The sequence below is a fragment of the Aeromonas sp. S8(2024) genome, from assembly GCF_041403085.1.
GTDB classification, from domain to species: domain Bacteria; phylum Pseudomonadota; class Gammaproteobacteria; order Enterobacterales; family Aeromonadaceae; genus Aeromonas; species Aeromonas dhakensis.
In genome coordinates, this window is record NZ_JBGLRF010000001.1 from 1,042,674 (window position 1) to 1,064,269 (window position 21,596).

General features: G+C 60.1%; 15 protein-coding genes. 8 read left to right on the forward strand and 7 right to left on the reverse strand.

The window, feature by feature from the left end:
* Positions 1-112: 112 nt before the first annotated feature.
* The 4 genes from truA to ACB031_RS04500 form a co-directional block, all read right to left on the reverse strand.
* Complete coding sequence (gene truA, locus ACB031_RS04485; RefSeq protein ID WP_017786704.1) at positions 113-922, reverse strand: tRNA pseudouridine(38-40) synthase TruA; 810 nt, start codon at positions 920-922, stop codon at positions 113-115.
* A 164-nt stretch (positions 923-1,086) separates the two neighbouring features.
* Positions 1,087-3,282, reverse strand: coding sequence for a FimV/HubP family polar landmark protein (locus ACB031_RS04490; protein ID WP_371139099.1), 2,196 nt, complete (start codon positions 3,280-3,282; stop codon positions 1,087-1,089).
* A gap of 273 nt (positions 3,283-3,555) precedes the next feature.
* The gene (locus ACB031_RS04495) at positions 3,556-4,572 is read right to left on the reverse strand and encodes an aspartate-semialdehyde dehydrogenase (protein ID WP_017764176.1); all 1,017 of its coding nucleotides are present in this window, start codon (positions 4,570-4,572) and stop codon (positions 3,556-3,558) included.
* A gap of 141 nt (positions 4,573-4,713) precedes the next feature.
* Positions 4,714-5,844 (reverse strand): 4-phosphoerythronate dehydrogenase, encoded by a 1,131-nt coding sequence (locus tag ACB031_RS04500; RefSeq protein WP_371139100.1) that lies wholly within the window; start codon positions 5,842-5,844, stop codon positions 4,714-4,716.
* A gap of 340 nt (positions 5,845-6,184) precedes the next feature.
* Between ACB031_RS04500 and ACB031_RS04505 the strand changes: the two genes are divergently transcribed.
* Complete coding sequence (locus ACB031_RS04505; protein ID WP_371139101.1) at positions 6,185-6,907, forward strand: phosphatase PAP2 family protein; 723 nt, start codon at positions 6,185-6,187, stop codon at positions 6,905-6,907.
* Between the two features lie 70 nt (positions 6,908-6,977).
* Here the strand turns inward: ACB031_RS04505 and ACB031_RS04510 are convergent, their stop codons facing one another.
* A complete protein-coding gene (locus ACB031_RS04510) occupies positions 6,978-7,808 on the reverse strand; it encodes a MetQ/NlpA family ABC transporter substrate-binding protein (protein WP_201881158.1) in 831 nt (276 codons plus the stop codon).
* A gap of 520 nt (positions 7,809-8,328) precedes the next feature.
* On the opposite strand from ACB031_RS04510, the gene ACB031_RS04515 reads away from it, so the two are divergent.
* The 7 genes from ACB031_RS04515 (at position 8,329) to ACB031_RS04545 (ending at position 17,585) form a co-directional block, all read left to right on the forward strand.
* Positions 8,329-8,772 carry a hypothetical protein gene (locus ACB031_RS04515; RefSeq protein WP_371139102.1) on the forward strand — a complete coding sequence of 148 codons (444 nt, stop codon included), beginning with the start codon at positions 8,329-8,331 and terminating at the stop codon, positions 8,770-8,772.
* Between the two features lie 29 nt (positions 8,773-8,801).
* On the forward strand, positions 8,802-10,640 hold the full coding sequence (locus ACB031_RS04520) for an NACHT domain-containing NTPase (protein WP_371139103.1): 1,839 nt from the start codon (positions 8,802-8,804) through the stop codon (positions 10,638-10,640).
* A gap of 402 nt (positions 10,641-11,042) precedes the next feature.
* Entirely contained in the window at positions 11,043-11,417 is a 375-nt protein-coding gene (locus tag ACB031_RS04525; protein ID WP_139432395.1) for a hypothetical protein, read from the forward strand.
* A gap of 15 nt (positions 11,418-11,432) precedes the next feature.
* Entirely contained in the window at positions 11,433-11,972 is a 540-nt protein-coding gene (locus tag ACB031_RS04530; protein ID WP_371139104.1) for an isochorismatase family protein, read from the forward strand.
* A 459-nt stretch (positions 11,973-12,431) separates the two neighbouring features.
* Entirely contained in the window at positions 12,432-14,306 is a 1,875-nt protein-coding gene (locus ACB031_RS04535; protein WP_371139105.1) for a S8 family serine peptidase, read from the forward strand.
* A 17-nt stretch (positions 14,307-14,323) separates the two neighbouring features.
* Positions 14,324-14,782, forward strand: coding sequence for a hypothetical protein (locus ACB031_RS04540; RefSeq protein ID WP_043169885.1), 459 nt, complete (start codon positions 14,324-14,326; stop codon positions 14,780-14,782).
* Positions 14,783-15,203: 421 nt separating this feature from the next.
* Positions 15,204-17,585, forward strand: coding sequence for a glycoside hydrolase family 3 protein (locus ACB031_RS04545; RefSeq protein WP_244366959.1), 2,382 nt, complete (start codon positions 15,204-15,206; stop codon positions 17,583-17,585).
* A 95-nt stretch (positions 17,586-17,680) separates the two neighbouring features.
* On the opposite strand, the gene ACB031_RS04550 is transcribed toward ACB031_RS04545, so the two are convergent.
* Positions 17,681-18,658 (reverse strand): helix-turn-helix domain-containing protein, encoded by a 978-nt coding sequence (locus tag ACB031_RS04550; protein ID WP_371139123.1) that lies wholly within the window; start codon positions 18,656-18,658, stop codon positions 17,681-17,683.
* A 300-nt stretch (positions 18,659-18,958) separates the two neighbouring features.
* A complete protein-coding gene (gene ppsA, locus ACB031_RS04555) occupies positions 18,959-21,337 on the reverse strand; it encodes a phosphoenolpyruvate synthase (RefSeq protein WP_371139106.1) in 2,379 nt (792 codons plus the stop codon).
* Positions 21,338-21,596 lie beyond the last annotated feature (259 nt).

Here is a 21,596-nt window from a genome sequence, read left to right on the forward strand (position 1 = left end):
CTTAATGCTTTTGTGCCTGACAAAACGCATCGAGCCTAGATTGTTCAATGACTTAATAGCTCGATGGCAATAAATGACGGATCATTAAACCACAAATTTTCGGGCCCAGTTACTAAAAACTGGTCGTACCCGGTGCCGAGTCCGGCAGCCACAACGGGCCGAGCGGCACCTGCGGCAAGCCCAGTTCCAGCGGGTAATCCACGTCCACCAGATAGAGTCCCCCCGCCTTGGCGGTGGGGCCTGCCAGGTTGCGATCCCGGGCCGCCAGCACCTCGGCCACCCACTCCACCGGTTTGAGCCCCTGCCCCACCAGCAGCAGGGAGCCGGTGATGTTGCGCACCATGTGGTGCAGGAAAGCGTTGGCCCGGATATCCAGCACGATATAGGGGCCCTGACGGCTGACGCACAGGTGGGTCACATTGCGCCACGGGGTCTTGGACTGGCAGCCGACGGCCCGAAACGAGCTGAAGTCCTGCTCACCCAGGAGGCACTGGCCTGCCTGGTGCATCAGCGTCGCGTCGATCGCTTCGTGGTAGTGGCTGACGCCGCTGCCGAGGATGGCCGGCCGGTAGTTGTGGTTGTAGATGACGTAGCGGTAGCGACGGGCGGTGGCGCTGAAGCGGGCATGGAACCCCTCGTCCACCTCCTTGACCCAGCGCACCGCGATGTCGGGCGGCAGGTTGGAGTTGAGCCCCAGGGTCCAGGCCCCTTCGGCACGGTTCGCATCGGTATCGAAGTGGATGACCTGGCCGGTGGCGTGGACGCCGGCATCGGTGCGTCCTGCACACTGGATGGAGACGGGGTGATTGGCGATCCGGCTGAGGGCCTTCTCCAGCTCCTCCTGTACGCTGATCACTTCGCGCTGACGCTGCCAGCCGAAATACCGGCTGCCGTCGTATTCAATACCTAGGGCAATTCGCATGGATAAACTTGTCTTCTGATGAAAGGATGCGGTGAAAGAAACGGGGCGGATTATACCCATCTCGCCTCAAAAATCCCAAATCACAGCGCCCAGGCCAGACCAGGCGCCAAAAAGAAGGGGCAGCCCATCGGCTGCCCCTGCTGTCATCATGGTGCTGTGGCTACCTAGCCAAGGCGCTTGAGCAGCTTCTCGGCCTCGGCCCGCTGATGCTCGGTGCCCTGCTCCGCCGCCTCCTGCAGCAGCTCGCGGGCGCTATCCTTGTCGTCGATCTCGAGGTAGGCGCGCGCCAGATCCAGCTTGGCCCCCACTCCGCCATCGTCGGCATCCACGTCAAATCCGGTGGACTCCGGCAGCACCTCGGGGAAGCCATCCAGCCCCACATCCAGCGAGAAGCCCTGATAGGGTTCCTGCTCCGTGGTGGTGGCATCGGCCTCGGCCAGCAACTTGTCGATCTCGACATAACCGCTCTCCTGGGCCTGCTCGCGCGGCTTGACCTCGCCCTGATGGGGCTCCACTTCGGCGAAGGCATCCTCAAAATCGGAGAGGGCCATCTCGTTGGGATCCCAATCCGGTTCTGCCTCTTTCTTACCTTTGACCGGCTCGGGCTCCAGCCCCAGCTCAGCCAGCATCTCGTCGGCACCGGCAGCGGCAGCCTGGTCGGCCCCCGGCTCGGCAAAGGCGGTCTCAAAGTCGCTCAGATCGAAGGAGGCGAGATCCTCATCGCTCACCACCGCCTCGGCGTCCGGCTGGCCGTCATCGGCGCCATCCAGCGTCAGGTCGGCCTCCAGATCCGCATCCAGCTCGGCGAACAGGGCAGCCTGCAGCTCCTCTTCACTCATGACCTCGTTGTCAGCCTTGGGCTTGGGATTGAACTCGCTGGCGAGATCGAGATCCGGCTCGGTGTCGAGGGTGATGGGATCGTCATGGGCCAGATCCAGATCGGGCACCAGATCCGGATCCCGGATGGCGGCCTTGGCGGCTGGTGCCGGCTCGGCATCGAAGCTGGCCAGATCCATCTCGCCATCATCGCTGAACACCAGATCGGCCGGCGCGGCGGGCTCTTCCACCGCCATGTAGCCATCCGGCGTATTGAGATCCGGTGTCGGCCGCATCGGCTCCTCGTCGGCTATGCCGACCGTCATCAGCTCGTCAAACTCGCTGCTCTCCTGATCCATCACCATGGCGGTGGATTCGGACAGGCTCTTCTCCTGCTCTTCCAGCTCGCGACGAGCACGAGCCCGCAGCCACAGAGTCACCAGCGCCAGCACCAGCAGCACCGGCAACAGGATGATCATGGCGAGGTTGAGCGGCGAGGAGAGCAGGTCCATCAGCCAGTTCTGCTTGGGCTCGGGGGCCGGCGCCGCCGGCGGAACCGGCTTGGCCTTGAGCTCGGCAATCTCTTTTTGCAGGGCGGTCTGATCCTGCAGCTGGGCCTTGAGGGTCTCCACCTCTTCGGTCAGCGACTGCAGTCGCAGCTTGAGCCTGTGGTTCATCTCGGTGACCTGACCGAGCTGGGCATTGGCATCTTCCAGCGCCAGCGCCATCTCGGTGGAGGGCTTGCCGACCGGCTTGTCGAGGTCGGCCGGCAGCGGGGCCGGTGCACTGGCGGTGGCGGCACTGGTTGCCGCGGCCTGGCTCGCGACCGGCTCGGGGGCCTTGGCAACCTCCTTGACCTCGGTGGCCGGCTGGGGCGCCTCCACCTTGGGAGCCGGGGCCGGAATGGGCGCCGCCTTGGCGGGCGCTACCTTGGCAACCTCGGGCTTGGTCGGCTCGGCTGCCTTGGTGGGGGTCGCCTTGGGCTGGGCCGGCTTGGTGGCCACCGGTTTGGCAGGTTGAACATGCTTGTTGGCCAGATATTTCGGGCTCAGCCCTTTCCAGCTGGCGTTGTCACTGCGGAACTTGGCGCGGGCCTCGGCATCCGTGATGACGCTGGCCTCGGCGGCGGTGGGCAGCAGGATGCGCGAGCCCACCAGAATGTGGTTGATGTTGCCGTCAGCGAAACTGCGGGGATTCTTCTCGTAGATCGCCACCATGGTCTGGTAGACGCTGACACTGTTGGAGGGGCGGTACTTGCTCGCCAGGCTCCAGAGGGTGTCGGTGGGACGAATGGGACCATAACTGCCGGCATTGCTCGCAACCTGCCGCACGATGGGCTGGGCCGTCGCTCGGCTGGGCTGGGGCGTGGCGCTGGGAGTGGCGACGGGTTGTGCCAGCGGCTGGGAATTGACGGCGGGTGGAGCCGGCTCGTCCGGGCCTTTGAGCTCAACAAAAAAGGGCTCCCGCGTCGAGTCTTCGGCCTGGGCCATGCCCAGCAGACCCAATGCGAGTAGCGTTGCCAATGTTATGCGGGAATGTCCCATATTCGTTCCTTCGTATGACGGCCCTATCACATTGAAAAATCTGGATAGTTACCCCAAAACAGTCGGTTCAATATAAATCAGGCTCAGGTTGCAAGCCAGCAGTCCGACACATTTAGCACCCAACTTGCCCCTGAGTGTAGGAAAAAACTTAATCAGTTGATATCGCGAAACATTCCAGAAGTCGCACTGTGCGCCCCCGGTCACATCTGCCTCGCGCTCGGCAGTGCCATCTCTGGCGGGCATCCCTCCCCGCCAGGCCCATGAGCTCGCCGATCAGAGGTAATCGCGCACCAGCAGTTCGGCAATCTGCACGCTGTTGGTTGCGGCGCCCTTACGAACGTTATCGGCCACGATCCACATATTTATACCGCAGGGGTGAGAAATATCCTGGCGAACCCGGCCCACTTGTACCTCGTCCTTGCCGGTTGCGTCGCGTACCGGGGTCGGATAGTCATGCTCGTCGTCAAACAGGGTGACGCCCGGCGCCTGGCGCAGCAGCTCCTTCACCTGCTCGGCGTCGAGCGGCTGATGCAGCTCGACGTGGACCGCCTCGGCATGGCCGTAGAACACCGGCACCCGCACGCAGGTGGGGTTCACGGCGATGCTGGCATCCCCCAGGATCTTCTGGGTCTCCCACACCATCTTCATCTCTTCCCGGGTGTAGCCGTTGTCGGTGAAGCTGTCGATCTGCGGAATGAGGTTGAAGGCGATCTGCTGCGGGTAGAGGCTGGGCTCCACCGGACGACCGTTGAGCAGATGGGCGGTCTGGCCGGCCAGCTCGCTCACCCCCTCCTTGCCGGAGCCGGAGACGGACTGATAGGTCGCCACGTTGATGCGAGCGATACCCACCTCATCGTGCAAAGGCTTCAGTGCCACCAGCATCTGGATGGTGGAGCAGTTGGGGTTGGCGATGATGTTGCGGTTGCGAAAATCGGCCAGGGCGTCCGGGTTCACTTCCGGAATGACCAGCGGGATCTCTTCGTCGTAACGGAAGCAGGAGGTGTTGTCGATGACGATGCAACCGTGCTCGGCGGCAATCGGCGCCCACTTGGCAGAGACCTCGGCCCCGGCGGAGAAGAGGGCGATCTGCACCTGGCTCCAGTCAAACTCCTCCACGTCCAGGATCTCGACGTTCTTGCCGGCAAAGCGCACCGTGTCGCCGGCGCTGCGGCTGGAGGCCAGCGGATAGAGGGTGGCGACCGGGAAGGCACGCTCTTCCAGGATCTCGATCATCGCCTCGCCCACGGCGCCGCTGGCGCCCAATACCGCTACATTGAATTGCTGACTCACTGCTGTTCTCTCCTATGATGGTGCCGGTGACGCGCGCTGGCATCACCGCTGGCAGGCGGACCTGCCTGATAGCGGGTCTGGCGTCAGCCAGACCGGGTATGGGCGGGACAAGGCTCCCCCCCCTTCAAGTATGTCGAGCGCTCAGCCGAGCTGGCAGACAAACCCGAGCCGGGCCAGGGCATCGCTGGCAAACGGCCCCTTCAGCTGCAGGGCCGAGAGCTCGCGCCGCTCCGGATAATCTTTGCGCTGCTCATCGAAGCTGCCCGCCACACCGAGCCGGTTGCGAAAACGGGCGTCATCACGGCGCACGTCATAAACAAGGTGGACCAGTTGCTTGATCAATGCCTGATCCGCCGGCTGGCCCGGCGTCACCTCGCGCACCTCGGGGATGGGCAGCAGGCTCTGCAGATCCTGGCGCGGCGTGCGCCCCAGCTGGCGGCAGAGCGCCTCATAGAGCATCCAGGTGCCACGGGCCTTGCCCTCCAGGCTGTAACCTGCAATGTGCGGTGTCGCGAGCTCAGTGTGGGGCACCAGGGCCTGCAGCGGCTCCGGCTCCCCTTCCCACACGTCCATCACCAGTCGCAGCGGCGCCTGGCTCTGCTGGCGCGCCAGCAAGGCCTGGTTGTCCCACACCTCGCCGCGGGAGGCGTTGATGAGGATCTGCCCAGCCGGGCGGGCGGCAATCTGCGCTGCATCCAGCAGATGGAAGGTGGCATCCGGCCCCTGACGGGTAATGGGAACGTGGAAGCTGACGATGTCGGCCTCAAGGGCCTGCTGGTAATCGACAAACTGCACAGCCTCGTCTGCCCCTGCGGCGCGGGCACGGGGCGGATCGCAGCGCAGCACCCGCATGCCGAGGGCCTCGGCCTTGCCTGCCACGCACTCGCCGGTATTGCCGGCGCCGATGACCGCGAGGCTCATCTCGTTCAAGTTGAGCTCATGGCGCTCGGCCAGCACCAGCAGGGCGGAGAGCACATAGTCGCCGACCGAATACTTGTTGCAGCCGGGGGCACTGAAGAAGGGAATGCCCCGCTCGGCCAGCAGCGCCTTGTCCACGTGATCGGTGCCTATGGTGGCGGTGCCGACGAAGCTCAGTCGAGGACAGCTGGCCAAGAGGGCGGCGTCCACCCGGGTGACGGAGCGCACCAGCAGCACGTCGGCCTCTTGCAGATCCGCCGCCTGCATCTGCCTGCCGGGCAGCGGGATGACCTCGCCAAACTCGGCAAACAACTCACGGGCGTGGGGCATATTTTCATCAACGACGATCTTCATCGGGCTCTCTCACTTCGCTAGCGGCCACAAGCGCGCCATTCTAGCCCAAACAGACCGAAGTTTCAGATGCTTATTCACCCATACGCGGCCGTCGCCGCGACTTTCTGCCGGGGTGGGTGCGCTATTGCCTCATCTGCGCCCGATGAAGCGCCCTGCCCGGGCTATATCTGCTGACCGCCCCCGTCATCAGCGGGCCCCGGTCAACAATCAGACCATCACCACACTCATTTGTAACCCCGTGTTACAGGGAGCGGGGCGCGACTTGACCGACCGGGTTGGGCTGGCACAATGACGCCTCTTTTTTTGCTGCCCATGAATGGGCACCTTGCCGAGCCCCGTTATGCCGACTCACGCCTCTTCCCTGCCGCGCCGCCAGGTGCTTTGTTTCAGTGCCGCCCTGATCCTGCCGCTGCTCCTGCTGGTCTGCCTGCCCTGGCAACCGTTCATGAGCCAGGCCCTGCACTCGGACTGGCTCTGGTGGCCCTACGCCCTCACCCGCATGGTAGATGTGCCCGGCATCGCCGTCAGCATCCTGGCCCTGCTGCTGCTGACCCGACACAAGCTGACGCTCAGCCTGCCGGCACTGCTGGCCCTCGGCGCCGCCCTGTTTGCCGTGCTGGCCGGCGACTGGCTCATCAAGAGCCTGATCAAGCACCTGACCGAGGAGCCCCGCCCCTACCTGCTCTGGCTGGAGAGCCAGAACCTGATCCCCGCCATCCAGCAGTTCTACGCCGGCAAGGTGGAGGTGCGCAGCGAGCAGGTCCATGCCGCCAGCCAGCTGCTGGCGCTGCCCGAGTGGCTCGCCAGCCACTGGCAGGCGGAGGTGAACTACGCCTTCCCCTCCGGCCACAGCATCGCCGCCATGAGCCTGGCCCAGTTCTTCGGCCTGATCTGGCTGGCGCGCGCCCCCGCCGGCGCCTGGTTGCTGCCGCTGTGGGCCATCGGTGTCGGCCTGTCGCGCATGCTGATCGGCATGCACTGGCCACTGGATGTGCTGGCGAGTGCCCTGCTCGGCAGCCTCACCTCGCTGTTCGCGGTGCGCTGGTGGCTGCGCCGTTACTAACAATGCGCACGACAAAAAAACGGGCACCTGCGGGTGCCCGTTTTTGTTCTCTGCTCTCTGCCGTGGTGGCTCAGTTGCTGGCGCTCGCGCCCTGCCAGCCTTGCGGGTACTTGTAGCCGACGAAGCGCTTGGCGGCATAGGCCTTGAAGGCGGCCGAGTTGTAGGCCTCTGCCACATCTTTGGCGAAGGGCTTGTCCGCATCGGCACTTTTTACCACCACCCAGTTGATGAAGTCGTAGCTGCGCTCAAGGAACAACCCGGAACTGAAAGGAATGCCGCTTGAGGCGGCAAAATTGCCGTTGATGACCGAGAAGTCCACGTCTTCGCGCGAGCGGGGCAGCTGGGCCGCCTCCAGCAGCACCAGCTTGAGGTTGTGCGGGTTTTGCACCACGTCGAACTCGCTCGCCTTGAGCGGGTTGATCCCCTCCTTGAGGGTCAGCCAGCCCAGATCCTGCAGCATCAGCAGCGCCCGCGCCTGATTGGTGGGGTCGTTCGGTATGGCCACCGTGCTCCCCTCCTGCACCGCCTTCAGATCTCCCAGCTTGCCGGCATAGAGCCCCATGGGGCCGGTCGGTACCTGGGTAATGGGGGCGAGCGACAGCCCCCGATCCTTGGCAAAGCTCTCCAGATAGGGCTTGTGCTGGAAGCAGTTCACATCGAGCGAGCCGTCGGCCAGCGCGATATTGGGGGTCACATAGTCGGTGAACTCCACCAGTTTGACCTGATAGCCCTTGGCTTCGAGCTGCGGCTTGATGGAGTCGGTCACCATGTCGGCAAAATCCCCCACCGTGGTGCCGATGACGATCGCCTGTTTGGCCGGATCGGCGGCCAGCGTGGCCAATGGCAGGGTTCCGGCCAGCAGGGCCAAGGCGGAAAGAGCAAAGAAGGAACGACGCTGCATAAAAACTCCCTGTAAAGATCTCAACGGCTGGCTCGATGGCAGAGTCGTGCTTGAATCACCACAACCATCTAGCCATCTAAACGGCTAATCAAGCACACCATAACAGAGCCGTTTCTCTTCGCCAAGCAACAAAACCGGGCAAGCTTTACCGGATGGCAGTGAAGCCCGGCTCTCAGCCCTGTCAGGTCCCCAGGACAAGAAATCTTTGATAAACCACACAGTTATTGCTTGACCCCCTCCCCAAGCCAGCCTCAAGTGACTTATTGTGGTCAATCGGTACCGTTTTTGGCCAAGGTGCAAGACGTACATTGTCAGGTTCATCCTGCCGAAAATAGTGCGCTATATAAGTGTCATTCAAGGTCAGCTGGAATCATTAACAATTGGATTATTCATGATTCATTTAAAATAATTAGATTAAGCAAGCGTTATAAAAATGGAATATTAAATGGCTATGTTTCTTATTAATGATAGGCCATTCAATATGAATAATGCATGATTTTATGAAGAGAGGTATATAACAATGGGATATGATGATAATATAAATTTTGAAAATGAAGTCCGCAGAATTGCTAGAGCAAGATGGCCTGAGGCAAAATATTCAGGGGCGGCTTTAATACAAGGAAGAGAGCGTGATGGTGTTTTTGAGACTGATGATGTCATTCACTATATAGAAGCAACAGTTTCAAGACGAGCAGATAAGGCAAGGGAAGACACTAAAAAAATATTTGACCTTATGTCACAACAACATAAAGCTGGCTCAATGAAAGGTGCAATAGGCTGGTTAATAACAAAAGATGAACCAACTGCCGAACAAAGAGAGGAAGTTAGAAAATATGGTAAACAGCAAGTAAAAACTCTATCCTTCATGCAATTTCAGCAAGCAATTATTGATGTTTCACAATACTTGCAATCTCGAGAGCAACATTTTTTGGTAGTGTTAAAGACCCTCACACTGGAAACATAAAAACTAGTATTGAATACATCCCTCTAGATTTGATAGACATTAAAAATGAAAGCAGCTATGAAATAAATGATATTGCCGAAGGATTAGCCAGCGGACAAAGTTTTTCCCTTTTAGGAGACTATGGCGCGGGGAAAAGCATGACACTTAGGCAAATATTTTTTTATCTAAGTAAAAAGTATAAAACTGGAGGCACCCCCTTATTCCCAATTTACATCAATCTCAGAGAGCATTCAGGGCAAGATGATCCCACTGAAGTTCTAGAAAGACATGCCAGGAGGATTGGATTCGAGAAGGCTCATACTCTTGTTAACGCTTGGAGAGCTGGCTTTGTAATACCAATATTAGATGGTTTTGATGAGATAACATCTTTAGGGATAACAACATCTAAGAATAAAATGCGTGAAGCAAGGCGCAGGTCTTTAGAAGCGATAAGAAAGTTAATTGAACAAACTCCATATTCTGTCGGAGTTATAATCGCAGGACGAGAGCACTTTTTCAATAACAATGATGAACGGAATAGCGCTCTTAGTTTAAGAAAAGACACCATTACCTTGAACCTTAATGAATTCAATGAAAGACAGATAAAAAAATACTTAAAAAGTTTCAATGGTGGTTCTTCATTCAAAATCCCAAATTGGATGCCGACACGCCCTTTACTCGTGGGGTATATAGTATCCAGAGGTCTTTTAGACTCACTCCCAGAGGTAAGTGATGATCTAGACCATATTGATGGTTGGGATTTTCTACTGGACAGAATCTATGATAGAGAGTCAAATATAAGCCCAAATCTAGATGGTGCAACTTTAAGAAAAATATTAGAGAGACTAGCAACTATCGCTCGCTCCACACCTGATGGACTAGGTCCTATTACACAACAGCAGATAAGGGACGCATTTATACATATCTGTGAGACTGAACCTGATGATCAGGCCAACATGCTACTACAAAGATTACCAGGCCTAGGTGTGTATAGAAATGAAGAGGACTCTAGAATATTCGTAGACATAGAACTATCTGGAATATGTAGAGCTAGAGACATTTATGACTTCATTGTCAACCCCTACGATACCATGCAAGACGAACAGTGGAAAACAGCCATCAACTTAGCCAGTATTTGTGCCGGTAATGATGCAATAACAAAAATATGTCGAAAATTAAAAAATGAGCATATAAATACCAGCAGCGTATTTGAACAAGTAATTTTAATTTTAAATAAAACTTCAAATATGAATGCACTTAAAACTGATATTGCATCTATCTTTTGTATGATGCCCTATGAGCTTCAACAAAAATTCAATGTTGAAGAAGGTATTTTTGATGGGGTTAGCTTATGTTTTGAACAACAAGAAGTCAATCTCAACAACCTTATTCTTAAAGATTGTTTCTTGTCTGAGATTGAGATTGGCCCTGAATGCACAACTCGCTCACTCCCAATATTTAATGGTTGCGCCATTATTAAGTTAGTCGGCCGGTCTAATAAAGAAGACCTACCGAAAAATAATTTTATCAATGATACAGAAGTAGAAGTATTTACTACTTCATCTAGTACTCAAGCATCTATATTAAGTACAGCTCTAACAAAAGGAGAGAAAGTTTTACTTTCAATAATGCGAAAGCTATTTATACAGAGTTTAGGGGGAAGGGCTGAGTCTGCTTTATCTAGAGGTCTAGAATTAAATGATAGACAACTTGTTCCTGACATAGTTAAACTATTACAACAACATCAATTCTTAACAATAATGGCAAAAGGAGATGGAACCATTGTAATGCCAGTCAGAAAAGAGCTGCACAGGGTAAGATCTATTCTTCTATCTCCAAGTTCTAGTGAGGAACCTATATTGATGGATGCTAAGCTAGTCGGCAAATAAATATCCAGCAACCTGCGTTTATTTTTATGATAGCACCTTATAGTTCAACGGCTTCCATCACCTATTTACATTTCTTAGTTGATGGGAGCTTCTTTCAATTAAAGTACCGAACAAAATAATATCGATTATACAACAGACTTTTAGATATCCTTCAGACAAGTGGTAATATCATCCAATCGATATACAGCTAACCACTAGGGTGACACAGCATAGCTACCACAACATTTACAATTTGAATTACTTTATTTTTGACCTGCTCCGGCCCTGCCGGTAGGTTTATGCCTTATCGACACAGTGCCGTGACTCATATTTTATACGTCACCTTGTCAGTCGCGAACGACATGGAGGGTTCGCTCACTCACCAGCAGGGAGCACGCCCCCCCCCCTATTCAAGGAGTATTCATGACCCCCAAACAACATCTGCTCGCCAAGGCCATCTTTATCCTTGCCACTCTGTTCTCCCTGGCCATGATCGCCTTCGTTGCCTGGGCCGTCGTCACGGTCAGTCCGCTCCACCCGGCTGACATGGCGCCGTCGCAGAGTCTCAGCCTTGGCCTGGCAACCGCCATCGCCCTGTTTGTGCTCGCCTTCAACTATGTCGCTTATCGCGGGCTCACCGAACAGGTGACGGCCTTCAAGGTGGTCTTCTGGTGCTTCGTCGCCCTGCAGTTGTTCGCCTTTCCGATCGGTACCGTCATCGCGCTGACCCTCGTCTATCTGTGGAACCAGTCGCGCGCATCCCTCGCCCGCCCACTCGGCGCCACTGTCTCACTCTGATCCGGGAGAGTATCCATGCTGACCACCACGAACATCGGCCTGCTGGTCGTCGATATTCAAGGCAAACTGGCCCGTCTGGTCGAGGGGAGCGATGCCCTCATCGCCAACACCGCCAGACTGGTGGCGGGGGCCCGTCTATTGGGCCTGCCGGTTGTCTGGCTGGAGCAGAACCCGGACAAGCTCGGGGCTACCGTGCCCGAGCTGCAGCTGATGCAGGCAGGCGATCTTGTGCTGCCCAAGCACAGCTTTGGCGCCCTGGGGGAACCGGTACTGGCCGACGCCCTCGCCCGCCAGGGCGTCAGCCACTGGCTGGTGTGCGGCATCGAGGCCCATATCTGCGTCTACCAGACGGTGTTGGGATTGCTGGACGCGGGCAGCCAGGTGTCGCTGGTGGTGGATGCGGTGTCATCGCGCAGCGCCGCCAACCGGGATCTCGCCATCCACAAGCTGGCGGCACACGGGGCCGAACTCACCTCGGTGGAGATGTGCCTCTACGAGCTGCTGGGCGATTGCCGCCATCCGGCATTTCGATCCATTCTGGCGTTAATCAAATAGCCCTCCTGCCAGCCATCCGGCGTTTCGTATCATATTGCTGCCGCTGATCAAATAGCCTCCCCTGCAGGCAAGCCACCCGGCGCCATTGGCGCCGGGTGGCTTGCCTGCAGTGCCCCCTGTTTTCATCGCAGCGGCGCTCCCGCCAGCGCGAAGATTCCCCCCATCCTGCGCAGCTCCGCCCCGCCTTTCTCACACCGGTAACGGCCCGTCAAACGTTAACAAACGGTTACTAATCGATTGATATAAAAAGACAAATATCAATAGCAGCAAGCTGAGAAAAGTTCTCAATACAGCACAGAAAAGGATTCACAGGAACCCCCACATGGTCTGTCGATTATTTGTTGTGAGATTTCTTTGAGCCTTATCTCAGAATGAAAATGAGTGCTTTTTGACTCTGTTTTTCCCATGTATAGATGCCAGTCGCACCCAGGACGGTGCGATATAAGATGGAGTTTATTAATGAGAAAAACATCGTTAGCGTTGGCAATCTCGGCCCTGCTCTCGGCCCTGCCCATCGCTTCAGTTCAGGCGAGTGAGAGTTGCACCCCATTGACCGGCAAGGAAGTCGGCCTCGATACCGGCCGCAGCAGCGCCGAGCGCTGCCTGCCCGGCATCAACCCGCTGCAGGATCAGCAGTGGCACCTGCTCAACAGCGGCCAGAATGCCTTCAGCCCCCGCGGCGGCGTGGCAGGCAACGACCTCAACCTCTGGTGGGCACACCGTACCGGCGTGCAGGGCCAGGGCATCAACGTGGCCGTGGTGGATGACGGCCTGGCCATCGCCCACCCGGACCTGGCCGACAATGTGCGCCCCGGCTCGAAGAACGTGGTGACCGGCAGTAGCGACCCCACCCCGACCGATCCGGACAGTGCCCACGGCACCTCGGTCTCTGGCCTGATCGGGGCGGTCGACAACCGCATCGGCACCCTGGGGGTGGCCCCTCGCGTCCAGCTGCAGGGGTTCAACCTGCTGGATGAGCGCAGCAAGCAGCTGCAGAAAGACTGGCTCTATGCGCTGGGCGGCAGCCCCGCCACCGCCGACAACCGGGTCTTCAACCAGAGCTACGGCATGAGCCTGGTGGATCCGCAAAGCGCCAGCGGGCTGGATCAGGTTCAGCTCGATCGCCTGTTCGAGCAGCAGACCCAGCAGGCACAGGGCGCGGCCTACATCAAGGCGGCAGGCAACGGCTTCAACCGCATCGCCGCGGGTGACTACATGTTCAGCCGCACCGGCGTCCTGCCCAAGCTGCCGTTCGAGAACAGCAACATAGACCCCTCCAACAGCAACTTCTGGAACCTGGTGGTGAGCGCCATCAACGCCGATGGAGTGCGCTCCTCCTACTCCAGCGTCGGCAGCAACGTCTTCCTGAGCGCCCCCGGCGGGGAGTACGGTACCGATGCGCCGGCCATGGTGACCACGGATCTGCCCGGCTGCGACATGGGCTACAACCGTACCGACGATCCCAGCACCAACCGGCTGCACAACAACCCGCAGCTGGATGCCACCTGCGACTACAACGGCGTGATGAACGGCACCTCGTCGGCCACCCCCAACACCTCGGGCGCCATGGCGCTGTTGATGTCCGCCTACCCGGATCTGTCGGTGCGGGATCTGCGCGATCTGCTGGCCCGCAACGCCACCCGCATCGATGCCGGCCAGCAGCCGGTCCGGGTCAGCTATACCGCCGCCAACGGTCAACCCCGCCAGGTCACCGGCCTGGAAGGGTGGGAGCGCAACGCCGCCGGCCTCTGGTACAGCCCCACCTATGGCTTTGGTCTCATCGACGTGAACAAGACCCTGACCGCCGCCGCCAGCCACACCCCGCTGCCGCCGCTGGTGCAGTTGCCGGCTCAGAAGGTGACTGTGCCGCGCAGTGAAGGGAGCATCGCGGATGTGGGCAGCAGTGCCACCCGCTCCAGCACCCAGGTGGCGCAGGCCTTGACCGTGGAAGCGGTCCAGGTCACGGTGAGCCTGGATCATCAGCGCCTGCCCGACCTGCTGATCGAGCTGGTCTCCCCGTCCGGTACCCGCAGCGTGCTGCTCAACCCCAACAACAGCCTGGTGGGGCAATCCCTCGACCGGCAGCAGCTGGGTTATGTGCGCACCAAGGGGCTGCGCGACATGCGCATGCTCTCCCACAAATTCTATGGCGAAGCGGCCCAGGGCGAGTGGCGACTGGAGGTGACCGACGTCTCCAACAGCAGCCGCCAGCTGACCCTGGTTGACCTCAACACCAACCGCCGCAGCACCCTGACCGAGCGCAACAACAGCCAACCGGGTCAACTGCTCAACTGGTCCCTGCGGGTGATCGGCCACGATGCCGCCCGCTCATGATCACAAGGAGTCACAAGATGAAACACAGCTTACTCGGCCTGGCCCTGGCCGGCCTCCTGGCTTCGGCCGGCGTGCACGCCGCCGATGAATCGGTGGTGATCGACGGCAAGCTGTACCGCACCATAGAGGTGAACGGTCAGACCTACCTCACCCCGGACAACGGCAGCAAGCAGCGAGTCGCCCGCAGCGCAGACGGCAAGGCGCCCCGGCAAACCCTGCGCAGCGGCGACGTGCTGCTGCAAGGGGTGGCCAGCCCTGAGCTCACCGCCAGCGGCACCCTGCTGGTGGAAGCCGATGACAACCAGGCCAGCGCGCTGGCCAGCCGGCACGGCCTGCGCTTCAAGCAGAGCAGCGGCGGCATCGCCCTGCTGGAAGCCAAGCCGGGCACCGATCTGAACGCCGTCGCCACGGCGCTCAAGCAGGAGGGGGTCAAGGTGCAGATTGAACTCGCCGGGGCCCTCAAACGGCCCAAGTGAGCCGCTCCGGGCCAGCGCCCGGACGCTTTGACTTATCTTCGAGGGGGCCACCGGCCCCCTCGCGTGTTGCCCGCGGCCAGCGTCATTGGCCATCAGGCCACCCGTTTTTTCCGCATATCCCCTGCCCTTCTCCCCTCTTGCCACCCTCCACCCTTGGTTTGACACCGCCTTTCGATGCGACCTTGCTCACAACTCGGCCCCCATGCTCCCGCCGGCACATTTCTCGCTCCCCCGGGGCAAGGCGGCCATCGCCCGGCTTGTTAACCTGCCTGCAGCCAAACGCCGGCCCACGGGCCCGTTCGGCCTTCCTTGCGATATCCAATGGCAGCCGCCAGCAGAGCGGCCCAGCCCGGGCGGATGCCTTGCGCCCGGTGTCGATATCTCCTTTTTATTTTTATTCAGACAGTTACGAGGACGTCTTATGCCTATCACCACAAAATTGAAAGCGGTTTCACTGGGCGTCAGCCTGGCGCTGGCCGGCCTGCTGGTCGGTTGCAACCAGAATGATTCGGATCCCCTGATCAAGGACGATGCCTATTACCGCGGCCAGGCCGAGGCCATGGTGGCCAGGCTGACCCTGAGCGAGAAGCTGGACCTGCTCTCCGGCCCCGGTTACGGCAGTGCCAACGGCGCCATCAACGTCAAGCAGGACGTGCCCGGCGTGGCGGGTTACATCAACGGCGTGCTGCGCAGCGCAGACGGCATCGACATTCCGGCCCTTAAACTGGCCGACGGGCCGGCCGGGGTGCGGATCAACGCCAACCGCGACGGTGACAGCGCCAGCTACTACGCCACCGCCTGGCCCATCGGCTCGCTGCTCGCCTCCAGCTGGGACGTCAAGCTGGTCAAGGCCGTCGGCGAAGCCATAGGGGACGAGGTGCGCCAGTACGGGGTCGACATCCTGCTGGCCCCGGGCATGAACATCCAGCGCAACCCGCTCAATGGCCGCAACTTCGAGTACTACTCGGAAGACCCTCTGCTCACCGGCAAAATCGGCGCTGCCATGGTCAACGGGGTGGAGAGCAACGGGGTGGGCACCACCATCAAGCACTACTTCGGCAACAACTCAGAGACCAACCGCAACCAGATCAACGACATCGGCGAACCGAGAACCTTCCGCGAGATCTATCTGCGCGGCTTCCAGATAGCGGTGGACGAGGCCCAGCCCTGGGCGGTGATGACCTCCTACAACAAGGTCAACGGCACCTATGTCAACGAACGCAAGGATGCGGTGACCGACCTGCTGCGCGGCGAATGGAAGTTCGACGGCCTGGTGATGTCCGACTGGTTTGCTGGCGATGTGGCCAACAACGCCTACAAGCAGGTGCTGGCGGGACAGGATTTGATCGAGCCGGGCAACGTCAAGGAGCAGTTGCAGCAATCCATCGAGCACGGCGATCTCGACGAGGCCAAGGTGAACGAGGCCGCCATCCACATCCTGACCCAGGTGATGAAGAGCCCCTCCTACAACCAGCTGGCCATCAGCAACAGCCCGGATCTGACCGCCCACGCCAAACTGGCCCGTCAGGCCGGCGCCGAGAGCATGGTGCTGCTGCGCAACGAGGCCGCGGCCCTGCCGCTTTCGGCAAGCAGCACCCTGGCCAGTTTTGGCATCAATCAGATCAACACCTACAAGGGCGGCACCGGCAGCGGGGATGTGAACGCCGCCAGCACCACCACCATCGCGCAGGGACTGGCGGCACGCTTCCCGGTCAACGAAGCGTTGCAAAGCTATTACCGTGATTTTTACGAGAACAACAAGGTCTATCACGAGGGGCAATTTGGCGCCAAAGGCTACTACACCTGCGCCGAGGCACCGATCAGCGGCGATCTGGCGGCCCTGATCGCCAATGCGGCCGCCACCCAGCAAGCCGCCGTCATCAGCATCGGCCGCCAGGCCGGGGAAGGGGCGGATCGCAGCAGCGGCAAGGGGGACTATCTGCTCGGTGATGACGAGCGCGCCCTCATCGATGCGGTAAGCAGCGCCTTCCACGCCCAGGGCAAAAAGGTAGTGGTGGTGCTCAACGTCAACGGCGTCATTGACACCGCCCAGTGGCGCGACAAGGTGGATGGCATCCTGCTGGCCTACATGGCTGGCCAGGAGACCGGCCACGCGGTGGCGGACGTGCTCTCCGGCGCGGTCAACCCGAGCGGCAAGCTGGCCCAGAGCTTCCCGCACAGCTACGCCAGCGTTCCCTCCGCCGGCACCTTCCCGGGCGAGGACACCGACGGGGACGGCGAACCGGACGATCTCTACTACAACGAGGGGGTCTACGTGGGCTATCGCTACTACAGCACCTTCGAGCAGGCGGTCTCCTACCCGTTCGGCTTCGGTCTCTCCTACACCAGCTTCAGCTACACCAGCCCCGCCATCGCCAGCAATACCCTGGAGGGCGACAGTGCCGGCAGCCTGGTGCTGACCGCCACCATCACCAACACCGGCGCCGTGGCAGGCAAGGAGGCGGCCCAGGTCTATGTGAGCGCCCCCGAGGTCAAGCTGAAGAAACCGCTCATCGAGCTCAAGGCCTTTGCCAAGACGGCGCAGCTGGCACCGGGGGCCAGCGAACAGCTGAGCTTCACCATTCCGGCCAGCATCCTTGCCAGCTTCGATGAGGCCAGCAACCAGTGGATCGTGGAGCCGGGTCGCTACAGCGCCTACATCAGCCCCTCGTCGGATGTCTCCGCCAGCACGCCGGTCAGCTTCACGGTGAGCAAGGAGATAGTGGTGAGCAACACCACGCCGGGGGCGCTGGCACTGCCGGCCGGGGTGGATCCCGCCAGCGTCACCACCATCACCCGCTAACAGAGGCAGGCACGGCCGGGCACTCAGCCCGGCCTTGCCTGACAGTTGCTCGACAATGACCCGACCACGGGATCGGCCTTGCGCCGGTCCCGTTCTTATTGGCGGGCGTTGCGATAGGCCAGCGGCGTCATGCGGGTGTTGGCCTTGAAGAAACGGTTGAAGGCGCTCTGGGACGAGAAGCCGACCCGATCGCTGATGTTCTGCAGCGGTTGATCCCCCTCACCCAGCAAGCGGCAGGCTTCGCTCACCCTCGCTTCCCTCAGCAGGGTCGAGAAGCTGCTCCCCTCCCCCTGCAATTTGCGATTGAGGGTCCAGCGGCTGACGTTCATGGCCGCGCACACCTCCTTGAGCAGGCTCTCGTCGCTCTCCAGCTCCCCTTCCCGGATCTTGTGGCGGATCCGCTCCCCCACCAGACAGGCAAAGGGGGCCCGCTCGGCGATGTCGGCACATATCTGTGCCAGCTGAGCCAGTTGCAGACGACCCAGCGGCTCGTTGTAGCAGTGGCTGGGGCAGTCGAGTTGGGCGTTGTCGATGGTCAGGGTGTTTTCCCCCTGCTCCCAGCGGCAGCGGGTGGCGAAGAACTGATCCAGCAGCTGATGGCGCGGTGGCGGCCGCCCCGTGAAGCCCACCGAGACCCGGGGATCCGCCAGATAGACCCGCAAAATCCGGTAGAGGATGATGAAGTTGGGGATGGCCTGACTCGCCCCCAGGCTGGCGGGCCCCTGATTGACATACAAGTATTGGCTGGCCTGCGCCCCCCGCCGCACCCGCAGCTCGTCACAACTGCCGATGATGGGGCGATAGGCCAGCAGCACCTCGAGCGCCGCCCGCGGCGAGGGCTGGTTCAGGCACAGGCTGATGAGGGGCGGGTAGTGCTGGTAGAGCTGGCCGATGTCGTAGGAGAGGATGGTTTCGTGAAAACTGGCCAGATAGGGCTGCATCAGTTGCAGCATCCGGTAGTGGTTGTGGGCCGGCAGCCGGCCCTGTTCCCGCTCGATGTCGAACGACGTGAGGCCGCCCGCCATCAGAATGGCATCGGGATCGCCCCCCTGCTGCTGGCAGGCTCCCAGCATTCGTCTGATCACCTGGTTTGATACGCTCTGTGACATCTGCCGTCCTGGCCTCCGTGCTGACAGGAAACTGCTCGTGATCCCCCGGCCCGCCACTGGCGGCAGGCCTGCCACCCCGTGCGGCGGGCTGGCGGGACCATTATGGGGCGGTTGCAAAGCGAGCAGATGTAACGGAGTGTAAAAGCACGCGCCAGCGCGCCATTTTGGGCACATCTAGCCGTCATATCGGACCAGCTGCGTCAGGTTCGGTCATGAAAAATGGCGCCCGTGGGCGCCATTTTGATGGGGGCAGTGCAGCCTGCGTCAACTCGCCTTGTGCTGCTCGGCCAGATAGAGCCAGGTGTCGACCACGGTATCCGGGTTGAGCGACACAGAGTCGATGCCCTGCTCGACCAGCCAGGCGGCGAAGTCCGGGTGATCGGACGGCCCCTGGCCGCAGATCCCCACATACTTGCCCGCCTTGCGGGCGGCGGCAATGGCCATCGCCAGCAGCGCCTTGACCGCTTCGTTACGCTCGTCGAACAGGTGGGCGATAAGCCCCGAGTCCCTATCCAGTCCAAGCGTCAGCTGGGTCATGTCGTTGGAGCCGATGGAGAAGCCGTCCACGTGCTCGAGGAACTTGTCTGCCAGCAGGGCGTTGCTCGGGATCTCGCACATCATGATCACCTTGAGCCCCCGCTCGCCACGGCGCAGACCGTTCTCACCTAGGATGTCGATCACCTGCTCCGCCTCGCCCACGGTGCGCACGAAGGGGATCATCACCTCGACGTTGGTCAGCCCCATCACATCGCGCACCCGCTTGATCGCCTCGCATTCGAGGGCAAAACAGGGGCGGAAGCTGTCGGCGATGTAGCGCGACGCACCGCGAAAACCGATCATCGGGTTCTCTTCGTGAGGCTCGTAGTCACGACCGCCCACCAGGTTGGCGTACTCGTTGGACTTGAAGTCCGACATCCGCACGATCACCCGCTCCGGCCAGAAGGCGGCGGCCAGGGTGGCGATGCCCTCGGTCAGCTTGGCGACGTAGAACTCGCGCGGGCTCTCGTAGCCAGCGATCATCTTGCCGATGGTGGTCTTGAGTTCGGGGCTTTGGCTGTCAAACTCCAGCAGCGCCTTGGGGTGCACCCCGATCATCCGGTTGATGATGAACTCCAGGCGAGCCAGACCGACACCGGCATTCGGCAGCTGGGCGAAGTCGAAGGCTCTGTCCGGGTTGCCGACGTTCATCATGATCTTGATGGGCAGGCGCGGCATGTTGCCCACCTCGGTCACCGCCACGTCGAAGTCGAGCTCGCCGTCGTAGATGAAGCCGGTATCCCCTTCCGCACAGGAGACGGTAATGAGCTGGCCCGGTTCGATGCACTTGGTGGCATCACCACAACCCACCACCGCCGGAATGCCCAGTTCGCGGGCGATGATGGCGGCGTGACAGGTACGCCCGCCCCGGTTGGTGACGATGGCGGAGGCCCGCTTCATGATGGGCTCCCAGTCCGGGTCGGTCATGTCGGTGACCAGCACGTCGCCGGGCTGCACTTCGTCCATCTGGCTGATGGAGGAGATGACCCGCGCCGGGCCCGCCCCGATCTTGTGGCCGATGGCGCGCCCCTCGATCAGCACCTTGCCCGCTTGCTTGAGAGCAAAACGCTCGAGGGTGTTGGCCTCCTGGCGGCTGCGCACGGTTTCCGGACGCGCCTGCACGATGTAGAGCTTGCCATCCTGCCCGTCCTTGGCCCACTCGATGTCCATCGGGCGGCCGTAGTGCTGCTCGATGATGAGCGCCTGCTTGGCCAGCTCCATCACCTCGGCATCCGTGATGCAGAAGCGGCTGCGCTCGGCCTCATCGGTATCGACGATCTGCACCTGACGGCCGTGGCTGGCATCGCCGGAATAGGTCATCTTGATGAGCTTGGAGCCGAGGGTCTTGCGCACCACCGCCGGGCGTCCTGCCTTGAGGGTCGGTTTGTGCACGTAGAACTCGTCAGGGTTGACCGCACCCTGCACCACCATCTCGCCAAGGCCCTGGGCGCCGGTGATGAACACCACATCGTTGAAGCCCGACTCGGTATCCAGGGTGAACATGACGCCGGAGGCGGCGAGATCCGAGCGCACCATGCGCTGGATCCCGGCCGACAGGGCGACACCCTTGTGGTCATAGCCCTGATGCACCCGATAGGAGATGGCGCGATCGTTGAACAGTGAAGCAAACACATGCTTGACGGCCACCATGACGGCGTCGATGCCGCGCACGTTGAGGAAGGTCTCCTGCTGGCCGGCAAAGGAGGCATCCGGCATGTCCTCCGCAGTGGCGGAGGAGCGCACCGCAAAGGAAGCGTCAAGCCCGCCGCTGAGCTTGTCGTAGGCAACCCGGATCGCCTGCTCCAGCTCGCTCTGGAACGGGGCTTCGATCACCCAGTCACGGATCTGCTGGCCAGCCCGGTTGAGGGCGGCGATGTCATCCACATCCAGGCTGTCGAGCAGATCGTGGATCTTGCCGTTGAGGCCGCTTGACTCCAGAAACTCGTTAAACGCAAAGGCGGTGGTGGCAAACCCGCCCGGCACGGAAACTCCGGCACCAGAGAGGTTGCTGATCATCTCGCCAAGGGATGCATTCTTGCCGCCAACTCGTTCTACGTCCTGCATTCCGAGTTGCTCGTACCAGAGTACGTACTGTTGCACTTGCATGTCTCCAGGTTGGTGGGCACTGTGCCGCCATGGCACCTTGTGCGCCAGTTTATGTGCGTTATTGTCTGTTTCTACTGTTGCCAACGACCATGAAAACGTTTTCTACTTATTGTCAAAAAAATCCCCGAGCAAGATTTGGGGATGGTCGAATGACACAGACATTCTACAATGCCAACACAAAAAGGTAACGACTCAGGTTTGCAAGCCACTTCACAACTTGGGCACGGCAGACCGGTTGACAAAAACGATATGGTTTCGA